Origin of the sequence: Aquabacterium sp. (assembly GCF_034003525.1) — a bacterium.
Lineage (GTDB): Bacteria > Pseudomonadota > Gammaproteobacteria > Burkholderiales > Burkholderiaceae_C > Aquabacterium.
The window spans coordinates 15092-32176 of sequence record NZ_JAVEYN010000012.1; the positions used below are offsets into that span (position 1 = coordinate 15092).

Annotated in this window: 14 protein-coding genes; 4 read left to right on the plus strand and 10 right to left on the minus strand. The window is 59.7% G+C overall.

Annotated elements, in window-relative coordinates:
- The first annotated feature begins 2 nt into the window (after nucleotides 1-2).
- The 4 genes from RBT42_RS08820 (at nucleotide 3) to RBT42_RS08835 (ending at nucleotide 4854) form a co-directional block, all read left to right on the plus strand.
- Nucleotides 3-1709 carry an ATP-grasp domain-containing protein gene (locus RBT42_RS08820; protein WP_320364222.1) on the plus strand — a complete coding sequence of 569 codons (1707 nt, stop codon included), beginning with the start codon at nucleotides 3-5 and terminating at the stop codon, nucleotides 1707-1709.
- Nucleotides 1703-2731: a polysaccharide deacetylase family protein gene (locus tag RBT42_RS08825; protein ID WP_320364224.1), complete on the plus strand. Its 1029-nt coding sequence runs from the start codon at nucleotides 1703-1705 to the stop codon at nucleotides 2729-2731. The genes RBT42_RS08820 and RBT42_RS08825 overlap by 7 nt, the downstream gene beginning before the upstream one ends.
- A gap of 113 nt (nucleotides 2732-2844) precedes the next feature.
- Nucleotides 2845-3744, plus strand: a complete 900-nt coding sequence (locus tag RBT42_RS08830; RefSeq protein ID WP_320364226.1) for a glycosyltransferase family A protein — start codon at nucleotides 2845-2847, stop codon at nucleotides 3742-3744.
- A 207-nt stretch (nucleotides 3745-3951) separates the two neighbouring features.
- Nucleotides 3952-4854, plus strand: a complete 903-nt coding sequence (locus RBT42_RS08835; RefSeq protein WP_320364228.1) for an FkbM family methyltransferase — start codon at nucleotides 3952-3954, stop codon at nucleotides 4852-4854.
- A 45-nt stretch (nucleotides 4855-4899) separates the two neighbouring features.
- Here RBT42_RS08835 and RBT42_RS08840 read toward each other — a convergent pair whose 3' ends face one another.
- Genes RBT42_RS08840 through RBT42_RS08885 form a run of 10 tightly spaced genes read right to left on the minus strand, consistent with a single transcriptional unit; the run spans nucleotide 4900 to nucleotide 17084 of the window.
- Nucleotides 4900-6786: an acyltransferase family protein gene (locus RBT42_RS08840; protein WP_320364230.1), complete on the minus strand. Its 1887-nt coding sequence runs from the start codon at nucleotides 6784-6786 to the stop codon at nucleotides 4900-4902.
- An 8-nt stretch (nucleotides 6787-6794) separates the two neighbouring features.
- Nucleotides 6795-8087 (minus strand): putative O-glycosylation ligase, exosortase A system-associated, encoded by a 1293-nt coding sequence (locus tag RBT42_RS08845; RefSeq protein ID WP_320364232.1) that lies wholly within the window; start codon nucleotides 8085-8087, stop codon nucleotides 6795-6797.
- A gap of 11 nt (nucleotides 8088-8098) precedes the next feature.
- On the minus strand, nucleotides 8099-8245 hold the full coding sequence (locus tag RBT42_RS08850; protein ID WP_320364234.1) for a hypothetical protein: 147 nt from the start codon (nucleotides 8243-8245) through the stop codon (nucleotides 8099-8101).
- A gap of 2 nt (nucleotides 8246-8247) precedes the next feature.
- Nucleotides 8248-9474: a glycosyltransferase gene (locus RBT42_RS08855; protein ID WP_320364383.1), complete on the minus strand. Its 1227-nt coding sequence runs from the start codon at nucleotides 9472-9474 to the stop codon at nucleotides 8248-8250.
- Nucleotides 9474-10694, minus strand: a complete 1221-nt coding sequence (wecC, locus tag RBT42_RS08860; RefSeq protein WP_320364236.1) for a UDP-N-acetyl-D-mannosamine dehydrogenase — start codon at nucleotides 10692-10694, stop codon at nucleotides 9474-9476. The genes RBT42_RS08855 and wecC overlap by 1 nt, the downstream gene beginning before the upstream one ends.
- Nucleotides 10695-11831 (minus strand): non-hydrolyzing UDP-N-acetylglucosamine 2-epimerase, encoded by a 1137-nt coding sequence (gene wecB / locus RBT42_RS08865; protein ID WP_320364238.1) that lies wholly within the window; start codon nucleotides 11829-11831, stop codon nucleotides 10695-10697. It lies immediately after the preceding gene.
- On the minus strand, nucleotides 11828-13042 hold the full coding sequence (locus RBT42_RS08870) for a TIGR04063 family PEP-CTERM/XrtA system glycosyltransferase (RefSeq protein ID WP_320364240.1): 1215 nt from the start codon (nucleotides 13040-13042) through the stop codon (nucleotides 11828-11830). The genes wecB and RBT42_RS08870 overlap by 4 nt, the downstream gene beginning before the upstream one ends.
- 2 nt (nucleotides 13043-13044) lie before the next feature.
- A complete protein-coding gene (locus RBT42_RS08875) occupies nucleotides 13045-14190 on the minus strand; it encodes a TIGR03088 family PEP-CTERM/XrtA system glycosyltransferase (RefSeq protein WP_320364242.1) in 1146 nt (381 codons plus the stop codon).
- A gap of 3 nt (nucleotides 14191-14193) precedes the next feature.
- Nucleotides 14194-15174, minus strand: a complete 981-nt coding sequence (locus tag RBT42_RS08880; RefSeq protein ID WP_320364244.1) for a glycosyltransferase family 2 protein — start codon at nucleotides 15172-15174, stop codon at nucleotides 14194-14196.
- Between the two features lie 8 nt (nucleotides 15175-15182).
- Complete coding sequence (locus tag RBT42_RS08885) at nucleotides 15183-17084, minus strand: XrtA/PEP-CTERM system amidotransferase (RefSeq protein WP_320364245.1); 1902 nt, start codon at nucleotides 17082-17084, stop codon at nucleotides 15183-15185.
- Nucleotide 17085: the final 1 nt, after the last annotated feature.

Sequence of the window (17085 nt, forward strand, 5' to 3'; positions counted from 1 at the left end):
GCATGGCGCAAGCAGCAAAGAAAGTATTGGTCATCGGCGATGACACGCGAAGTTTCCTGGCCTGTGTGCGCTCACTGGGGCGCCAAGGCCTGGAGGTTCACGTCGCCCCCAATACGCTGACGTCACCGGCCCTGGCCTCGCGCTACATCAAGCAGGTTCACATCCTGCCCTACTACCTGGGCGACGGCCAGGAGTGGCTGGCGGCCACGCGCACGCTATTCGAGCGGGAGCAGTTCGCCCTTGTCCTGCCCTGCGAAGAGCGCAGCCTGCTGCCCCTGATTCGGCATCAGCACGAGTTCCCGCCTGAAACGCGTCTCGCCGTGCCGGACGAACGGGCCCTGGATGCCTTTTTCGACAAGGTTCAAACGCGTGAGTTGGCGACGCGGTGCGACGTGCCGGTGGCGCAATCGCATCTGTACCAGGCCCAGGGACCGCTGCCACAGCACTTCCCCCTCGTGGCGAAATACCGCAAGTCGTACAGTTGGCCAGACCTGTATGTGCGCACGCAGGTCAAGGTCGTGAAGTCGCCGAACGAGTTGACGCAGTGGCTGCACGTCCACCAGCCAGCCGACCAGGAGGTGTTCTTCGAGCACCTCGTTCCCGGCGTTGGGGTTGGGGTGTCGGTGCTCTGTGACCGCGGCGAGGTGCTACAGGCCTTTGAGCATCAGCGCGCGCACGAGGTGTCGGGCAGCAGCTTCTATCGCAAAAGCATGCCTTTGCACCCCGAGCGCCTGGCGGCCGTGCAACGCATGGTGGCTGCCATTGAGTACACAGGCCTCGCCATGTTCGAGTTCAAGGTCGATCAGCCTACTGGGCAATGGCATCTGCTGGAGGTCAACGCGCGCCCCTGGGGCTCCCTGCCTTTGCCCGTGGCCTGGGGCGTCGACTTCCCCCATCGCCTTTACCAGTTGCTGGTCCTGGGTCAACGCACACCCTCCGTGACCTACCCGGCACCGCGCTATGCCCGCAACTTCATGTCAGATCTCTGGCAGTTCAGGATGACGAGCAGCGCACTGCGCTCTCAGCCCTTGACGTTGATCCGGCACACCGCGGGGTGGATGGGCGGCTTGCTGCGCATTCTGATCAATCGGGAACGCCAGGACACCTGGGTGTGGGACGACACGGGTCCCGCTCGACTTGAATTTCAGCAACTGCTGGCAACGGTCAAGCAAAAGCTGCAAGGCACCCAGGCACACGCGCCATCTGAACGGCCCTCCCTCCCCAAGGAGCGCCGACCTCGCCTGCTCTTCCTGTGCCAAGGCAATATTTGCCGCAGCTCCTATGCCGAGAGAAAGGCGCGCCAACTGATTGAGCACGCCAAGTTGAAGGTGGACATTGACTCCGCTGGCATGCTGCCGCGCAACCCTCGGCCAGCGCCTGTGGTCGCGCAAGATGCCGCACACCAGATGGGTGTTGATCTCAGCACCCACACGTCGAAGCATGCCTTTGAACCCTTGCTGCGCCACAGTGACTGGATCGTGATTTTTGACGACATCAATCGGCAAGCCGTGATCGAGCGCTACCCGGATCTGGAAAGCCGACTGGTGTATCTGGGCGACTGTGCGTCCGCCCCAGACAGGCTGATTCCAGATCCCGACGGCAAGAGTCTGGACACCTTCCTGCAGACCTATCGCCGCATTGATGCCTGTCTGCCCCCTCTGTTGCAACAGGCACATCAGGCCTCCTCTGAACGCGACTCAGCATGCTGAACCTCCAGTCCCGCCAAGCCATCTCGCCGCCGCCCTCCACTCGCCCGGTGCTGACCGTGGTGGTGGACACGGAGGAAGAGTTCGATTGGTCCCAGCCCTTTGATCGTCGCAACGTGGGCGTGAACTCGATCGCAGCCCAGCCTTTGGCACACGAACGGGTTTTCGACAAACATGGGGTCGTGCCCACCTATGTCATCGACTGGCCTGTGGCAACCACCCCATCGTCAATTGCGGTGCTGAAGAAGTTGATGGATGAAGGGCGTTGCGAGATTGGCACCCACTTGCACCCCTGGGTATCACCTCCCTACACCGAGGAGGTGAACAACTTCAACTCCTATGCTGGCAATCTGCCCAGAGAGTTGGAGTTCGAGAAGCTGCGCCTGCTGACCGAGGCGATCACAGCCAACTTTGGCCGCGCTCCCAAGGTTTTCAAGGCCGGCCGCTACGGGGTCGGCCCCCATACAGCCGAGATCATTGCGGAGTTAGGCTACACGGTGGACGCGAGTGTGGTGCCGCACACAGACATGTCAGCAGACGATGGCCCCGACTTTTCGGCGCATGGTCGTGACCCGTACTGGTTTGAGGTCAGCGGCCAGCGCCTGATGGAGCAACCTGCCACGGCGACCTATGCGGGACTGCTGCACAAGCAAGGCCCCTGGCTGCACCCGATGCTGCTCACCGCACCGGCAAAGGCGATGCGACTGCCGGGCATCGCCTCCAGACTGGGCATGCTGGAGCGCGTCAAGATCACGCCGGAAGGCTACAGCCTCGAAGAATTGAAGCGTGCGACCCGATGCCTTGTAAGCAGTGGGGGGCGATTCGTTGGCTTGACATACCACAGCCCATCCTTACAGCCCGGCAACACGCCGTATGTGCACCATCCAAATCACTTGGACCAATTTCTTCAAACACTCGACAAATACATTCATTTCTTCAAAAACGAAATGAATGGGGTGGTGATGTCATCAACAACCTACATTTCACACATCAAGACGCTCTCGCTTGAAGCAAACATGCGTTGATATCTTCAATCGAAACCAAATCAGCCTCACCCCCGCAAATGATCGCAAATGCATAGCGACGGTTGTCACCCATAGATCAGACCCATCAAACAAATCACTCAGGAAGTCAATCCATGAAGAAAATTTCTGTCATCACGAGAACCAAGGATCGAGCAGTTTTTCTGCGTCGCTGCGCAGACGACCTCATCAATCAAAGGTTCCCCGACATGCAATGGGTGATCGTTAACGATGGGGGCAATCCAAAACCGGTAGATGAAATATCGGCCTACGCACGCGGCCAAGGCTTGGACTGCTTGGTGGTGCACTTGAAAGATAACGTTGGCCTGCCCGAAGGGTCCAATACAGGCATCAGAGAGTCCGCATCCCAATACATCCACCTTCATGACGATGACGACAGCCTCGAACCGGGCTTCTATGAAAACATGTGCGGATTCCTTGACAAAGACGTCAAAGGCCATTTCGGTGGGGTTGTCTGCTCGACCAACAGGATTGACGAAAGAGTAACAGAATCCCGAATTGAGCAGCTATCAAAACGCCCCATACATCACAGCAAGAATGCGACACATATTGCTGACATCCTCACAAAGAATCAGTTCAGCCCTATTTCATTCGTTTACCGACGCTCCTGCCTGGCGTCAGTCGGCCACTATGACACCAATCTCCCCGTGCTAGATGACTGGGATTTCAACATTCGATTTCTGATGCAATTCGACATTGCATCCGTATACGACTACCTTGCCAACTATCACTTCAGAAGCATCAAAACTGGCCCCCTGGCACAAACCGTCCAGAGCTCCCTTCAACACGAGCTATTTGCAGCCGTTTTGAGAAACAAATACTTCAGGGAGGGCACTGCCTCCATTGGCAATGCAATGCCCGGACTGCTCATGAATGTGGGTCGAAACTTCCAGATCCAACATGGCCGCACACTTGAAATCCAAGATCATCAGCGATCCGAATGGACCCTCAAGCGGGCGCTGAAAGCAATTGCCAGCAAGCTAAACATGACTTGAAAATGCGAATGCAATATTAACGCCCCTGACTCAAGGTCAAACAAAACGGCGGACCAGATCGCATTCATCAACGCCTGCACCGTCATGCTCTGAAGCAAGGCCGGCATACAAGACATGGATTCGTCTGCCGCCTTTAAAGGTCATGTCCTTGACATTCAGCGATCGCATTAATAGCATGAAGCACCAACATCATAAAATCAGGCAAGCATGAAAATCGTTGAATCCCTGCACACAGTCGGTCGCGAACTTCTGTGGAAGTACCCCAGCATTGAGCGGGGGCTTAGACGACTCCCAACCCCCTGGGGTTCGAAGATGTCGTCATTGACACTGTCATCGGGTCAAAACATCACACTCGCCCATCGGGAAGTGCACATTTCTGACATCGGATCGAGAACCTTCCACTACCGCCCAAACAGTGTCGGCGATGTGGGCGTGATGAAACAGATTTTTGAGCAGAAAGACTACGCTCTACACCACTGGCCACAAGGCAAAGACATCATTGATTTGCTAGGCTTGCTGAACAAAAAACAGCGTTTAAGTCTGATCATGGACATGGGCGCCAACATCGGCGCATCGTCCGTTTTCTTTTGCGAGAGCTTCCCTGGGGCAAAGGTGATCTGCGTTGAACCAGACCCCAGTAATGCAGACATTCTCACCAAGAACATGGTCGGCCTGAAATACTCACTCTTTCGAGGCGCGATATCAAACCGCCGAGGACAGCTGTCGCTTTTAGACCCAGGCCATGGTGACTGGGGATTTCGAACCGCCCCCCTTGGACTGCAAGACGGTGCATCCAAGTGCATTGAAGCTGAGACGGTTCAAAATCTGCTGGCTCGTTTCGGAGAAGATGGCATCCCAGTGATCGCCAAAATTGACATCGAAGGCGGAGAATCCGACCTTTTTTCCGATGACTGCGAATGGATGGACATGTTCCCCTGCGTCATCATCGAATTGCACGACTGGATGCTGCCAAGCAAGGGCACCTCTCGAAACTTCCTCAAACAAGTCGCTGCCCGAGAATTGGATTTCGTCCATCGCGGCGAAAACATATTCATCTTCAACACAATGCTGACAAGAAAGCTCATTAAAGAGTACGCCCTCCTCTCCTGAGATCGCTCTTGCCAAAGCTTTCTAGAAGAGATGCCTCATTCTTTCTCAGTTGTGCATACCACCCACGATTGCAGTCACATTTGAGAGGCGCACCGCAAGTTGGCGAGCGCCTTCAACGGTAAGATGCCCTCCATCGTAGGACAACAGGCGCCCGTCCACCCCGAAAATGCGACAATAACCTGAATCGCCACACATAAGAGCCGACAAATCAACAAAGCGACCAGAATCTACCTTTTCGGCAATTTGACGATTGATACCCAGACTGACTTCAGAAACTTTATTTTCTGTCTCAACCCGCCTCTGAGGGGAAATATTGATCAGCTTCTTGATGCTGATCGAGCCAAAATTCTTGGTACCAAAAACTAAAAATTTATCCCCAAAATCACGACGCAAATTACCCAGACTTTCTGGAAGCAAGGCGGCGTCCCAAGTCTGCCAAGCGGATGCAATCCACACCCGATCGCTCTGTCGGATCAACTCCTTGACCCTGGGCGAGTTGTACCAGTCATCTTGACGACACAGTACCGGCTGAGGGTTGGTCACTTCTGACTCAATGCTGCGCGACAAGTACAAGTTCCCACACCCCACAGAAATCTGATGTGTCGAGACTTGAATACGCTCAGCGAGGGGACCTTCGTGAATGGCATTGACCAAGTCTTTGGCAAAGCTATCCCCGATGACCAATACCTTGAGTCGCGGATCTTGATCTGAGAACGAAGTGTGATGTAGCGCATCAAATCTCTTGCGCACGTATTCGCCCTGTACCCCAGGAGATATGGATGCCAAATACCGGTCCTCCGGTTTAAGCCGGTCCACGAACCCGTTCATGACATGCCCCGACACGCCTGAAAGCAGCATCAACAGTGACCCGACGCCAGCTGCGAGAAAAATGAACTTTCGGGAAAGCGTACGGTTGTGACGTATGGGCGTTTCCACATACCGCCAACTGAGGTACCCCAACACCACAGACAAGATGGCCAGTGCGATCAAGGGCAGTGCATCGGCCTGCTCCAAGCCCAGGTGTCGCGCAAAGGCAAAAATTGGCTGATGCCACAGGTAAGTGCTGTAGCTGATCAAGCCAATCGATACCATGGCTGGGTGGCCGAGTAGGCGCCCGACCAGGGTTTCAGGCCTCGCTCCCATGATCATCAAGGCGGCCCCCAGCGTGGGGACTAGCGCATGGAAGCCTGGGAAGGTGGTCTGCGCGTCAAAGCTGTAGATGGCGTAAGCCACAGCCAATAACCCGATCATTGCCGCCAGATTGCTCCACCCCAGAGGCACCTGTCGATGTGTCGCCCGGCCGAGGCAAAGTGCAACCAAAGCGCCTAGCAATAGCTCCCATGCCCGAGTGGGCAAAAGAAAAAAAGCTGCAATGGGCTTGTTCAGCGCGCCCCACTCAGCCAAAACCAAACTGGCCAACCCGGCTGTCGCCACAAGCGTAACAACCCACCTCTTTCCCCATGTTCTTGTCGCGACCAGAATGAGTGGAAAGAACAAGTAAAACTGCTCTTCTACCGACAAACTCCATGTGTGCAACAGCGGTTTCAACTCTGCTGCCCCCTCAAAGTAGCCGCTCTGGGACCAAAACAACACGTTTGAGGAGAAGGTGGCCACGGCGATCAGGCTCTGACTGAACTCCTTCATTTCCGAGGGAAGCAAGAACAGGTAAGCCAGGGGCGTACAGACCGCCACGACAAGAAACAATGCCGGCAGGATTCGTCGGATGCGTCTCTCGTAGAAGTCGGAGAGTGAGAAGGTGCCTCGATCAACATCGGCCATCACGATCCCCGTGATCAAGTAACCACTGATCACGAAGAACACGTCCACACCCACATAGCCGCCAGCAAACAGGCCAAAGCCGGCATGAAAAAGAATCACCGGGATGACAGCCAGCGCCCTCAGGCCGTCGATCTCTCGTCTGTAGTTCATCATGCGCCCACTTATGAACGTTCAAGCTGCATGGACCGGGTCTCAGCCGACTCGGCCGCCAAAACGGAAGGCAAGACCGACAACATCACAATCAGAAAGTAGACCAGTTCAAAATAAGCAAGACTGACGCCACCACCGGCGGCCATGAAGGCGACCAACGCCAGACATCCTGCATTGCTGAGATCTAACGCCCACCACCCGCGTCCAGCCTTCACGACGATGGACTTGACACGAGCGCGCGCATAAAAGGCTGAGGCCAACAATGCCAGAAAGATGGACAACCCGACGTAACCAAGGTCCCCCAACACCTGAAAATAGATGCTGTGAGCCGCTTTGGGCGTGTATCTGCTCATGTCGATGGTAAAAGGGCTGGGACGCTCCTTGTACTCATCCCAGATCCAGAAGTTTTGCACCGCATTGAACCCTCCGCCCAAGACTGGGTGATCATTGGCGATCGACATGCTGACGCGCCAAGCTGCGACGCGGTTCATGAAAGAGTCATCTTCGCTTGCAGTCTGGATGGACTCAATGCGATCAAACCAACGGTCTGGCGCGACCTGCATGGCCCCAAACGCCAAGGCAGCCACCAGCAGCAGCGAAACCAGCTTCCGAGGACTGATCATCCAATACCAGAAGCCCACCACCGCCAAGGCCAGAAAGCCACCCCGGGAGTTCGTCCCGATGATGGTCAAGATCGTCAGGACAACCCCCGCGGCGGCAGCCCACTTGGCATACTTGACGGAGCTATACCGATACAGGTACATCAGGAGTGGCAACAGCATGGCCATGCCTAAGGCGTAGAGATTGTTATCGGTCAAGCTCGAGTTCGGGACGCCGATCACGTTGTGAGCACCGCCTGAGGCCAGCACTTTCAGTCCATCCACCACGGCATGCAAACCCAACCCTAAGGCCAACACCACCAGCGTCAGGTGAATTCGCCAACGTGAACTGAGGAAAAACGGGGCCATCAACGCCAGCGCCATGCCCTTCCAGAACGTCTCCACGCGGATCTCGAGCAGTGGATTGGGCTGCAATGCAAATGCGGCAGACAGCATCCCGTGCATGACAAACAAGAAAAGCAATACGGTGCTGGCGTTCCATTGAAACTTGCCACGGTCCTTCACGCGCCCCAGCATCAGCAGCAGTACGGCGATCCCGGCAAAAACAAACACATACCGGAAGCTCAGCATGAAGCCGTACAGGTAGTTGCCCGGCGACATCACCGTCGTGAAGATCCACAGCAAAAAGGCGACGAAGCCGTCCATGAACGCCATGGGCACCAGCCCCAGCGTGATGACGAACATGAAAAGGTCTCTCACTTCTTGCCCTTGTCGTTTTCTTCTTCGTAGGCAAACAGCCCCAGGTCGGCCGGGGTTCTGCCTGGCTTCTTGTTGAAGCGCACGATCACCCAGCAGCAATACGTCAGCAAGAGCACGTCCAGCGCGAACAGCAAAGACTCCATCGTCAGTTCACCCCTTGTTTGTCTGTGGCCATGCTGCGGAACACCTCCACCAGCACCTGCACCCGATGCGGCCAGGCATTCTCCTGAGCGTATTGCCGAATACGTTCGGCGTGCCACGGCGCCGTCAAGGCCGCCTGCAGGGCCTGTACCAATGCCTGCGCATCACCAAAGGGCACCACCTCGCCCAATTCTGGCTGGCACACCACCTCGCGGTTCCCCCCCACATCCGTGGTCACCACGGGCAGCCCGCAGGCCATCGCCTCCAGAAAGACATTTGCCCAGCCTTCGGCACGGGTCGCCAGCACGAAGACATCGGCCGCGCTCAAAACTTCGGCCAACGCCTCATGGGGCTTCGGGCCCATAAACCTCACATGGGACCCCAAGCCCAGATCGGCCACCATCTTCTCCAACTCGGCCCGGTTGTTGCCCTCGGCACTGGCGCCTCCCACGATGAGGTAGACCAGATCGGGGTAGGTCTTCAACAACTCCGGCAGCAACGGAAGCACGCGATGAAAGCCCTTGCGTTCGACAAGCCCCCCCACCGAAATCAGCACCCGTGCATGAGGTGCAATGCCCAGCTTGGCGCGAGCCTGGTCTTTGGGGTGCGGCTGAAACTTGCTGATGTCCACACCATTGCCCACCACCATCGCACGCGCCGGGTCAGCGCCCAGTTGCAAGGCCAAGCTCTTCAATTCGGACGACACTGCGATGAGGCGCGTGGCACCTCGCAGCGCCTTTCTCAAGAGCCCAGCCAAGGCCGGGGTACGTGCATGCCGTGCCTCGGTGCCCCGCAGGGTGATCGTCACAGGCAACTTCAGCCACCGGCCCAGCAAGGTCGCGGCATAGCCGTCCGGGTACGCGAAATGCGCATCGATGATGTCGGCCCGGCCAGCCTGCTTCAGGCGCCTGACCATCGCATACGTGCTCAGCGCCATGAACAGGCCGTCCCACTGCTTGAAAACACCCGGGATGGAAAAGTAACGCGGGTAGCAGACGTCCACGCCGTCTTGTTGCTGATGCGCAGGGGGCATCGGTCGGAAGTGCGGTTTGAACAGCCGCAGGAGCGACTGGAACGGGAACCAGGGCGTGGGCGCGACCACCACGATGGGCAGGTGTGCTCCCACCCTGAACATCCGCTCGCGCACAAAGACACCCGCATTCGGTTGCACAGGGCTGGGGAACAGGCTCGAGTACACCAGCAAGGCTGGCTTCTGGCCCTGGCTGGACATCAACGCCACACGCCCTTCGTGTCGATCACCACCTTGTCCTTGATCAGCTCACGATCCAGGTCCATGAATTCCTCATGGTCGACCAGCAACAAGAGAATGTCGGCCTTCTGGAGCGCCGACTTCAGGTCGGTCAGGGGGAAAGGCGCCTTCGCCGGATCCACATTGGGATCACAAGCGAGGATCTCGCCAATCTGCGCTTCACGCAGGTGCTGCACGATCTCCAAGGAGGGCGACTCTCGCATGTCGTCGATGTTGGCCTTGAAGGTCAGGCCCAGGCAGGCGATGACAGGCTCCTTGAAGCGCGCAGCCTTGGCGCGCACCCGGTCGATCACCCAATGCGGTTTGTCGTCATTGACTTCGCGCGCGGTGCGAATGAGGCGCGCCTCTTGCGGGGCGCTGGACACGATGAACCAGGGGTCCACCGCAATGCAGTGCCCACCCACGCCAGGGCCGGGCTGCAAGATGTTGACACGCGGGTGGCGGTTGGCCAGCGAGATGGTTTCCCACACATTGATGCCCAGCTTGTCGCAGATCACGGACAGCTCGTTGGCGAAGGCAATGTTGACGTCGCGGAAGGAGTTCTCCACCAGCTTTGACAGTTCTGCCGTCTTGCTGTCGGTCTCCAGGATCGCGCCGTTGCAGAAGGTCTTGTACAGCGCCTTGGCCTTGGCGACTGCGGCCTTGGTGGTGCCGCCAATGATGCGGTCGTTGTCCACCAACTCGCGCAAGATGTGACCAGGCAGCACCCGCTCGGGACAATGGGCCGCATGCACCTTGCCCGCCAACTCGGGGCGCGACTCGCGCACGATGCGCTCGATCAGCTCGGTGGTGCCCACGGGCGAGGTGGACTCCAGGATGATCAGATTGTCTTCACGCAGATACGGCACGATCGCGCGCGTCGCCGCCTCCACATATGACAGATCGGGCGCCTTGGGATTACCGTCCTCGACTTTGAAGGGCGTCGGCACCGCGATGATGAAGGTGTCGCCCTCTTCCGGCACCAGCGAGGCGCGCAGGTTGCCGCTGTTGACCGCCGAACGCACGAGGATGTCCAAGTCCGGCTCGATGATGTGGATGCGGCCTGAATTGATGGTGTTGACCGCCGCCTCGTTGACGTCCACTCCCACCACGGTGTGCCCCTTGGTGGCCAGCATCGAGGCCGTGGGCAGGCCGATGTAGCCCAGGCCCATGACGATGATCTTTTGCAGTTCGCGTGCCATTCAAACTCTCCCTTGCATGCTCTGTAATGTGTTCACGATGCGTGCCACGGCCTGCCCGTCCCCATAGGGGTTGTGTGCACGTGACATGCTCTGATAAGCCTCTGTGTCGGTCAGCAGGCGCTCGCATTCGTGCACGATGGCTTCGCGCGACGTACCCACCAGCTTCACGGTGCCGGCGGCCACCGCCTCCGGTCGTTCGGTGGTGTCTCGCATCACCAGCACCGGCTTGCCCAGCGAGGGCGCCTCTTCCTGCACCCCGCCCGAGTCCGTGATGATCAGGTGGCTGCGGTTCATCAGATAAACGAAGGGCAGATAGTCGACCGGCTCGATGAGATGAACGTTCGACAAGCCCCGTGCCGCCAGGATGTCGTTGACGGGTTGGCGCACATTCGGATTCAGGTGCACCGGGTAGAGGATCTCGACGTCGGCATGGCGCTCCGCCACGTCAGCCAGGGCATGACAGATGTTCTGAAAGCCATCGCCAAAGTTCTCGCGCCGATGCCCGGTGACAAGAATCAGCTTCTTGGCAGCATCCAGAAACCGGAAGCGGTCGGCCAGCTCCGACTGGAGCTGCGCACTGTTGTTCAACTTGTCGACCACGGCCAGCAGCGCGTCGATGACGGTGTTGCCTGTCACGTGGATACTCGCCGCAGGCACCCCTTCTGCCAACAGGTTGGCTTGGGAGGCAGAAGTGGGCGCAAAGTGCAGGTCCGCCACCGCGCCGGTGATCTTGCGGTTGATTTCTTCCGGAAAGGGCGCGTACTTGTCGCCCGTGCGCAGACCGGCCTCAATGTGCGCGACGGGGATGCGCGCGTAGTAGGCGGCCAGTGTGGTGGCCAGCGTGGTGGTCGTGTCGCCGTGCACCAGCACCCAGTCCGGCCGCTCTGCGGCCAACACCGGGCGCAGTCCCAGCAAGATGTTGCTGGTGATGTCATAAAGGTCCTGACCGGGCTTCATCACATCCAGGTCATGCTCGGGCGTGATCTCGAAGAGGCGCAAGACCTGGTCCAGCATCTGGCGATGCTGCGCGGTCACGCACACCACAGTCTGCAGACCAGCTGCAACTTGCAAGGCTTTGACCAGCGGCGCCATCTTGATCGCCTCAGGTCGCGTGCCAAATACCACCATCACCTTCATGCGTGGCCCCCGTTCAGAACGTGCTCATACGCGGAGCGGTAGTTGGCAACGCTGTTGCGCCAGTTGCGCACCGACTCGACGAACTCACGACCGTTGGCCTTCATGAGCGGCCAACGCTCAGGGTGGGCGAGCATCTCCACGATCGCCTGCGACAACGCAGCCCGGTCATCTGCTTTGAACAGCCAACCGGTCTTGCCGTGTTCGATGAGCTCCTTGTGACCGCCCACGTCGGACGCCACAAAAAGGTGCCCCTGGGCCATGGCCTCCAGTGGCTTGAGCGGGGTGACCAGCTCGGTCAGCCTCATGGAGTGGCGTGGATAGGCCAATACGTCGATCAGGTCGTAATAGCGGTTGACCTCGGCATGCGGCACCCTCCCGGTGAAGATCACGTGCTGCGACAGGCCCAGGGACTGCACCTGCGCCTTCAGCGCCGCCTCTTGAGGACCGCCACCGACCAGCAACAGGCAGGCGTTGGGGTGCGCTTTGATCACCTCGGGCAAGGCGGCCACCAACAGGTCCAACCCTTCGTAGGCATAGAACGAGCCGATGAATCCGATCACCGTTCGGCCTTTCACGCCCCACTTCTCCTGCAATGCCGGATCAGCAGGCTGCGCCAGCTGAAAGGTCTCCACGTCCACCGCGTTGGGAATCACCGTCACCTTATCTGCCGCCACGCCTCGCGCCACGATGTCCGCCCGCAGGCCTTCGCAAATGGTGAACACATGGTTGGCCCGGCGGATGGCCGAGGTCTCCAATCCGCGTGTCAGGCGGTAGCGCAGGCTGCCCTCGCGTGTGGTGCCATGGTCAACTGCTGCGTCTTCCCAGAAGGCCCGGATCTCATACACCACTGGAATTTCCAGCTTGCCGCCCACGCTCAAGGCGGGCATGGCGTTCAGCACGGGCGAATGCGCGTGGATGATGTCGGGTTTGATCTGTTCTGCCACCTCTTCGATGCGCGCCTCCAGCGCCCGCATCAGTTGCCACTCACCCATCACGGGCCAGTTTGAGCCTCGCCCGTGAGCGGGTTGCGTGCGGTAAAAGGTCAGGCCATCGATCGTTTCCTCGGCCACCGTGGCCGCGCCCTGCTTGGGCGAGGTGACGTGGAAGGTCTCCCACCCCAGGGCACGCTGCTCGCGCAGCAAGGCGGCCGTCCGGAAGGTATAGCCGCTGTGCAAGGGAATGGAATGATCGAGGACGTGAAGGATGCGCATGGTCAACTGCTTTTGAACAATCTGTCGTAATGGCCGACCATGGCATCCATGCCAAAGTCGCGCTGCGCCTGAGCGCGTGCCGCCAGCCCATGCTGTCGAGCTTGGGGCGGGTTCAGCATATAGTGCATCAAGGCCTGCGCCATCGCCTCGACGTCACCCGACGGCACCAAACGACCGGTCAGGCCTTCGGTCAACAGGTCAGGTGTGCCACCCACCGCGGTGGCCACCGAAGGCAAGCCGCAGGACATGGCTTCCTGCAAGGTGCATGAGGTGCCTTCCGTTTCGGAGGGCAGGACAAAGCAATCCAGCGACTGCAGCAACGTGGCCACATCGGCACGCGCGCCCGGCAGCCAGGCCAGATGGCTGACACCCGCCTCCGACAGGATGCGCTCGACCTCGGTACGCAAGGGCCCTTCACCGACGATGACCAGGCGCGCCTGCTCGCGTGCGGCCGGGTAGAGCGCCAACAAGCGCACAAAGGCACGCGCCAGCAGCGGCTGATTCTTCACCGTCTGCAAACGACCCACCGTACCGATCAGCCAGTGTTGCCCCGGCTCGAAGGGACAGCCATCCGGCCTCACCTTGCCGTCGGCAGGCAGTGAAAACTGCGCGGTGTCCACCCCGTTGGCAATGAGCGTGCGACGCGCTGCGGGCACCCCGATGCGCTGATCCAGATACTGATCCAGATCCTGTGACACCGACACATAGTGGCTCACGAACGGCCGGTACAGCTTGCGCAGGCGCTGGAGCTTGACGTTCAGTCCCTTGGGGTCACAGGCATCCCAGCCATGCTCGGCATGGATGCGCACCGGCACACGCGCCAACCACGCCAGCGGCACCACCTCCAGAGCGGCCAGGTTGCAGGTGTGCAGCACATCGGGCCGGTAACGGCGAAACAGGCGGTACAGGACCGGATACAGCGGAATCGCGTGTCCAGGCGGCTTGTGCAGAGACACGCGCTCGACGCCCGGCGTCTGGATGCGGTCCACGAAGTCGCCCATGTCGGTCAGCGACACGAGGCAATGCTGGTACCGATCAGCGGGTAGCCGGTTGATCAACTGGATGACGACGTTTTCCAGCCCACCCATGTGGAAGCTGTAGACGAAGTGCATCAGACGGATGGGGGAAGACGTGGGTTGCGCGCGCATGATTCAACCCACCGTGCGCGCTTGACGACCGGGCCGCACAAAGGTCAACAGCCAATACGCCCAAAGCTTCGGGTGCCAGAACGAATGAGACAAAGCCTGTGCGAAGGCGCGCCGAGCATGAACCGCCTGTCCATGCCAGAAGTGCAGGTAGCCATGCCCGAACGCAATCCCGTAAAGGCGACGCTGGATTTCGAGCTCGGACACCGAACGCCCATCGGCCCCGCGCGCGCCGTACTGTGCCAGCGTGCGCAGCAAAATCGTGTACTCGGCGTTGTGTGGCCAAGGTTGACGGGTGATGCTCTGCGCATGGATGCGATACCAAGCTACACAGTCATCGAGTTGGTCAATGCGATGCGCGCGAGACAGGCGCAACCAGAAATCGTAGTCTTCGCCTGTGTTCAGTCGGGCATCGAAGCCATGGACCTCGTCCACGGCCGAACGCCGCACCAAAGCCGTGATGATATGCACCACGCTATCGAGCAGCAGGTCGGCATACAGATTGCCTTGCAAGGCGGTGGTCCGGAACGGCTCTGGCTGCTCTCGCCAGCGGGCCGCTGCCTGCGCATAAGCGGTCTGATCGGGCGGCACGGAAAATCGGCGCTCGCCTGGCAGGGTCTCCCAACGTCTGAAGCGGCCAAACACGGCCGATACATCTGGATGGGCTTGCAGGTAAGCGACCTGCCTCAGCAGCTTGCCAGGCAACCACACGTCATCGGCGTCCACAAAGGCGATGTACTCTCCTCGGGCGTGTTGCAGGGCAAGGTTGCGCGCGGCAGCCGGACCTTGCTTGCTTTGATGGAGCACGCGCACAGCGTCACCATAGGTCGCCAGTTTCTGGCGTGAGTCATCGGTGGAGCCATCGTCCACCGCGATGATCTCGATGGCCCCATAGCCCTGCCAGAGCACGCTGTTGAGCGCCTGCGCCAAAGTGGCCGAGGCGTTGAACACCGGCATGATGACCGTGACCAGGGGTGACGCCGACATGTGCTGCCTCACGCGCTCTGGTGGCTGACGCGCAGGAACGCATCAAACATGATCAAGGCCCACAGCGCGTCCGAATGGTCGGCCTGACCCTTGAGATGCCCCTGCACCATGCGCTCCAGGGCGTCACGCTGGAAATAGCCGCTGTCGAGCATGCGATCGCTCAGTACCGACTCGCGCATGCGCTGCGCCAGAGGACCGCGAAGCCAGCGCGCCAAGGGCACCGAGAACCCCATCTTCGGACGGTACAGCACGTCGTGGGGCAGCAAGGGCTCAAACGCCTTCTTGAACACGTACTTGCCCTCCCCGCCCTGGATCTTGAGCGAACTGGGCAAGGTCGCCAGCCATTCGATCAGCTTGTGGTCCATCAAGGGCTCACGCACCTCCAGCGAATGCGCCATGCCGGCCCGGTCCACCTTGGTGTTGATGTCGCCCACCAACCAGGTCTTGTAGTCCAGGTACTGGATCAGGGCCAGCGGGTCATCCGTGTTCGCTTGGGTCGCATGCTGGCGGAACAGGTCAACCGTCTGGTAGCCGCCCAGACTCTGCTGAAATGACTCGCTGAACAACACGCTGCGCTGCTCCGTGCGCAGGCGCGACATGCTGTGCTGATACGCCTCAGCCGAGTCCATCGCCAAGGCCTGGAAGGTGGTCTTGGCGCGCAAAGGACGCGGAGCCCAGTCAGCCTTCGGATACCAGCGCCCCAGGGGGCCGAACACCGATTGACGCACCCCCAGTGGCAAAGACTGGCGTGCCCGCTCTTCGCCCAGGTGCATGCGGTAGCGGCGATAGCCGCCCATACTCTCGTCACCCCCGTCACCAGACAGCGCCACCGTCACGTGCTTGCGCGCCATCTGGCACACGCGGTAGGTGGGCAAGGCCGAGCTGTCAGCGAAGGGCTCGTCGTACAGGCGCGCCAGGGTGTCGATCAGATCGAAGTCGTCGCTCTGCACAATCTCCAGCCGGTGGTCGGTGTGATAGCGGTCGGCCACCATCTGCGCGAAGGCTGACTCGTTGAACTGCGGATCGTCAAAGCCGATGGCGCAGGTGCGCACCGGCAGCTTCGACAAGCCCGCCATGGTCGCCACCACCGCGCTGGAATCGACCCCGCCCGACAGGAATGCCCCCAGCGGCACATCCGCGATCATCCGCAGACGCACCGATTCGCGCACCCGTTCTCGCAGCTCGGCTTGGGCATCGGCCAGCGAGATGGGGTTGTCCAGCGTGAAGTGCACGTCCCAATAAGGCTGCGGCGTGGGCAGACCAGTCTGGCCGCGGCGCCACGTGAGCGTGTGGGCCGACGGCAGCTTGTGGGCTTGGCGGTAGATACAACGCGGATCGGGGACATAGCCCAAGGCGAAATAGTCTTCGACGGCCCGGGGATCTATCTGGCGCTCAAAGCCCGGATGTGCCGTGATGACCTTCAATTCCGAGCCGAACACCAAGGTGTCGTCGGGCAGCAGCGCGTAATGCAGGGGCTTGACGCCCATGCGATCACGCGCCATGAACAGCGTCTGCTGCTTCTGGTCCCAGATGGCGAAGGCGAACATGCCGCGCAGGCGGTCCACGCAGGCGGGCCCCCAGGCCATCCAGGCCTGTACGATGACCTCGGTGTCGCTGCGGGTGCGGAACACATGCCCCAGGGCTTCGAGCTCGGTGCGCAAGGACTGGAAGTTGTAGATCTCGCCGTTGAAGACGATGCCCACCGTGCCATCGGCGTTGAACAAGGGCTGCTGGCCAGTGGCCAGGTCGATCACCGACAGGCGGCGATGTCCCAACATCAACCCCGGCTCGAAATACAGATCGGCCTCGTCCGGACCGCGATGGGCCTGCACATCGTTGATGCGCTGTGCCAGCGCAGGGTCGAACGACCGTCGCCCCTGAGTGTCAAACAGGCCTGAAATACCGCACATG

Excerpts from the sequence above, each read along its gene's own strand:
- RBT42_RS08820 (WP_320364222.1), top strand. The coding sequence starts at position 3 with ATGGCGCAAGCAGCAAAGAAAGTATTGGTCATCGGCGATGACACGCGA.
- RBT42_RS08825 (WP_320364224.1), top strand. The coding sequence starts at position 1,703 with ATGCTGAACCTCCAGTCCCGCCAAGCCATCTCGCCGCCGCCCTCCACT.
- RBT42_RS08830 (WP_320364226.1), top strand. The coding sequence starts at position 2,845 with ATGAAGAAAATTTCTGTCATCACGAGAACCAAGGATCGAGCAGTTTTT.
- RBT42_RS08835 (WP_320364228.1), top strand. The coding sequence starts at position 3,952 with ATGAAAATCGTTGAATCCCTGCACACAGTCGGTCGCGAACTTCTGTGG.
- RBT42_RS08840 (WP_320364230.1), bottom strand. The coding sequence starts at position 6,786 with ATGATGAACTACAGACGAGAGATCGACGGCCTGAGGGCGCTGGCTGTC.
- RBT42_RS08845 (WP_320364232.1), bottom strand. The coding sequence starts at position 8,087 with ATGTTCGTCATCACGCTGGGGCTGGTGCCCATGGCGTTCATGGACGGC.
- RBT42_RS08850 (WP_320364234.1), bottom strand. The coding sequence starts at position 8,245 with ATGGAGTCTTTGCTGTTCGCGCTGGACGTGCTCTTGCTGACGTATTGC.
- RBT42_RS08855 (WP_320364383.1), bottom strand. The coding sequence starts at position 9,474 with ATGTCCAGCCAGGGCCAGAAGCCAGCCTTGCTGGTGTACTCGAGCCTG.
- wecC (WP_320364236.1), bottom strand. The coding sequence starts at position 10,694 with ATGGCACGCGAACTGCAAAAGATCATCGTCATGGGCCTGGGCTACATC.
- wecB (WP_320364238.1), bottom strand. The coding sequence starts at position 11,831 with ATGAAGGTGATGGTGGTATTTGGCACGCGACCTGAGGCGATCAAGATG.
- RBT42_RS08870 (WP_320364240.1), bottom strand. The coding sequence starts at position 13,042 with ATGCGCATCCTTCACGTCCTCGATCATTCCATTCCCTTGCACAGCGGC.
- RBT42_RS08875 (WP_320364242.1), bottom strand. The coding sequence starts at position 14,190 with ATGCGCGCGCAACCCACGTCTTCCCCCATCCGTCTGATGCACTTCGTC.
- RBT42_RS08880 (WP_320364244.1), bottom strand. The coding sequence starts at position 15,174 with ATGTCGGCGTCACCCCTGGTCACGGTCATCATGCCGGTGTTCAACGCC.
- RBT42_RS08885 (WP_320364245.1), bottom strand. The coding sequence starts at position 17,084 with ATGTGCGGTATTTCAGGCCTGTTTGACACTCAGGGGCGACGGTCGTTC.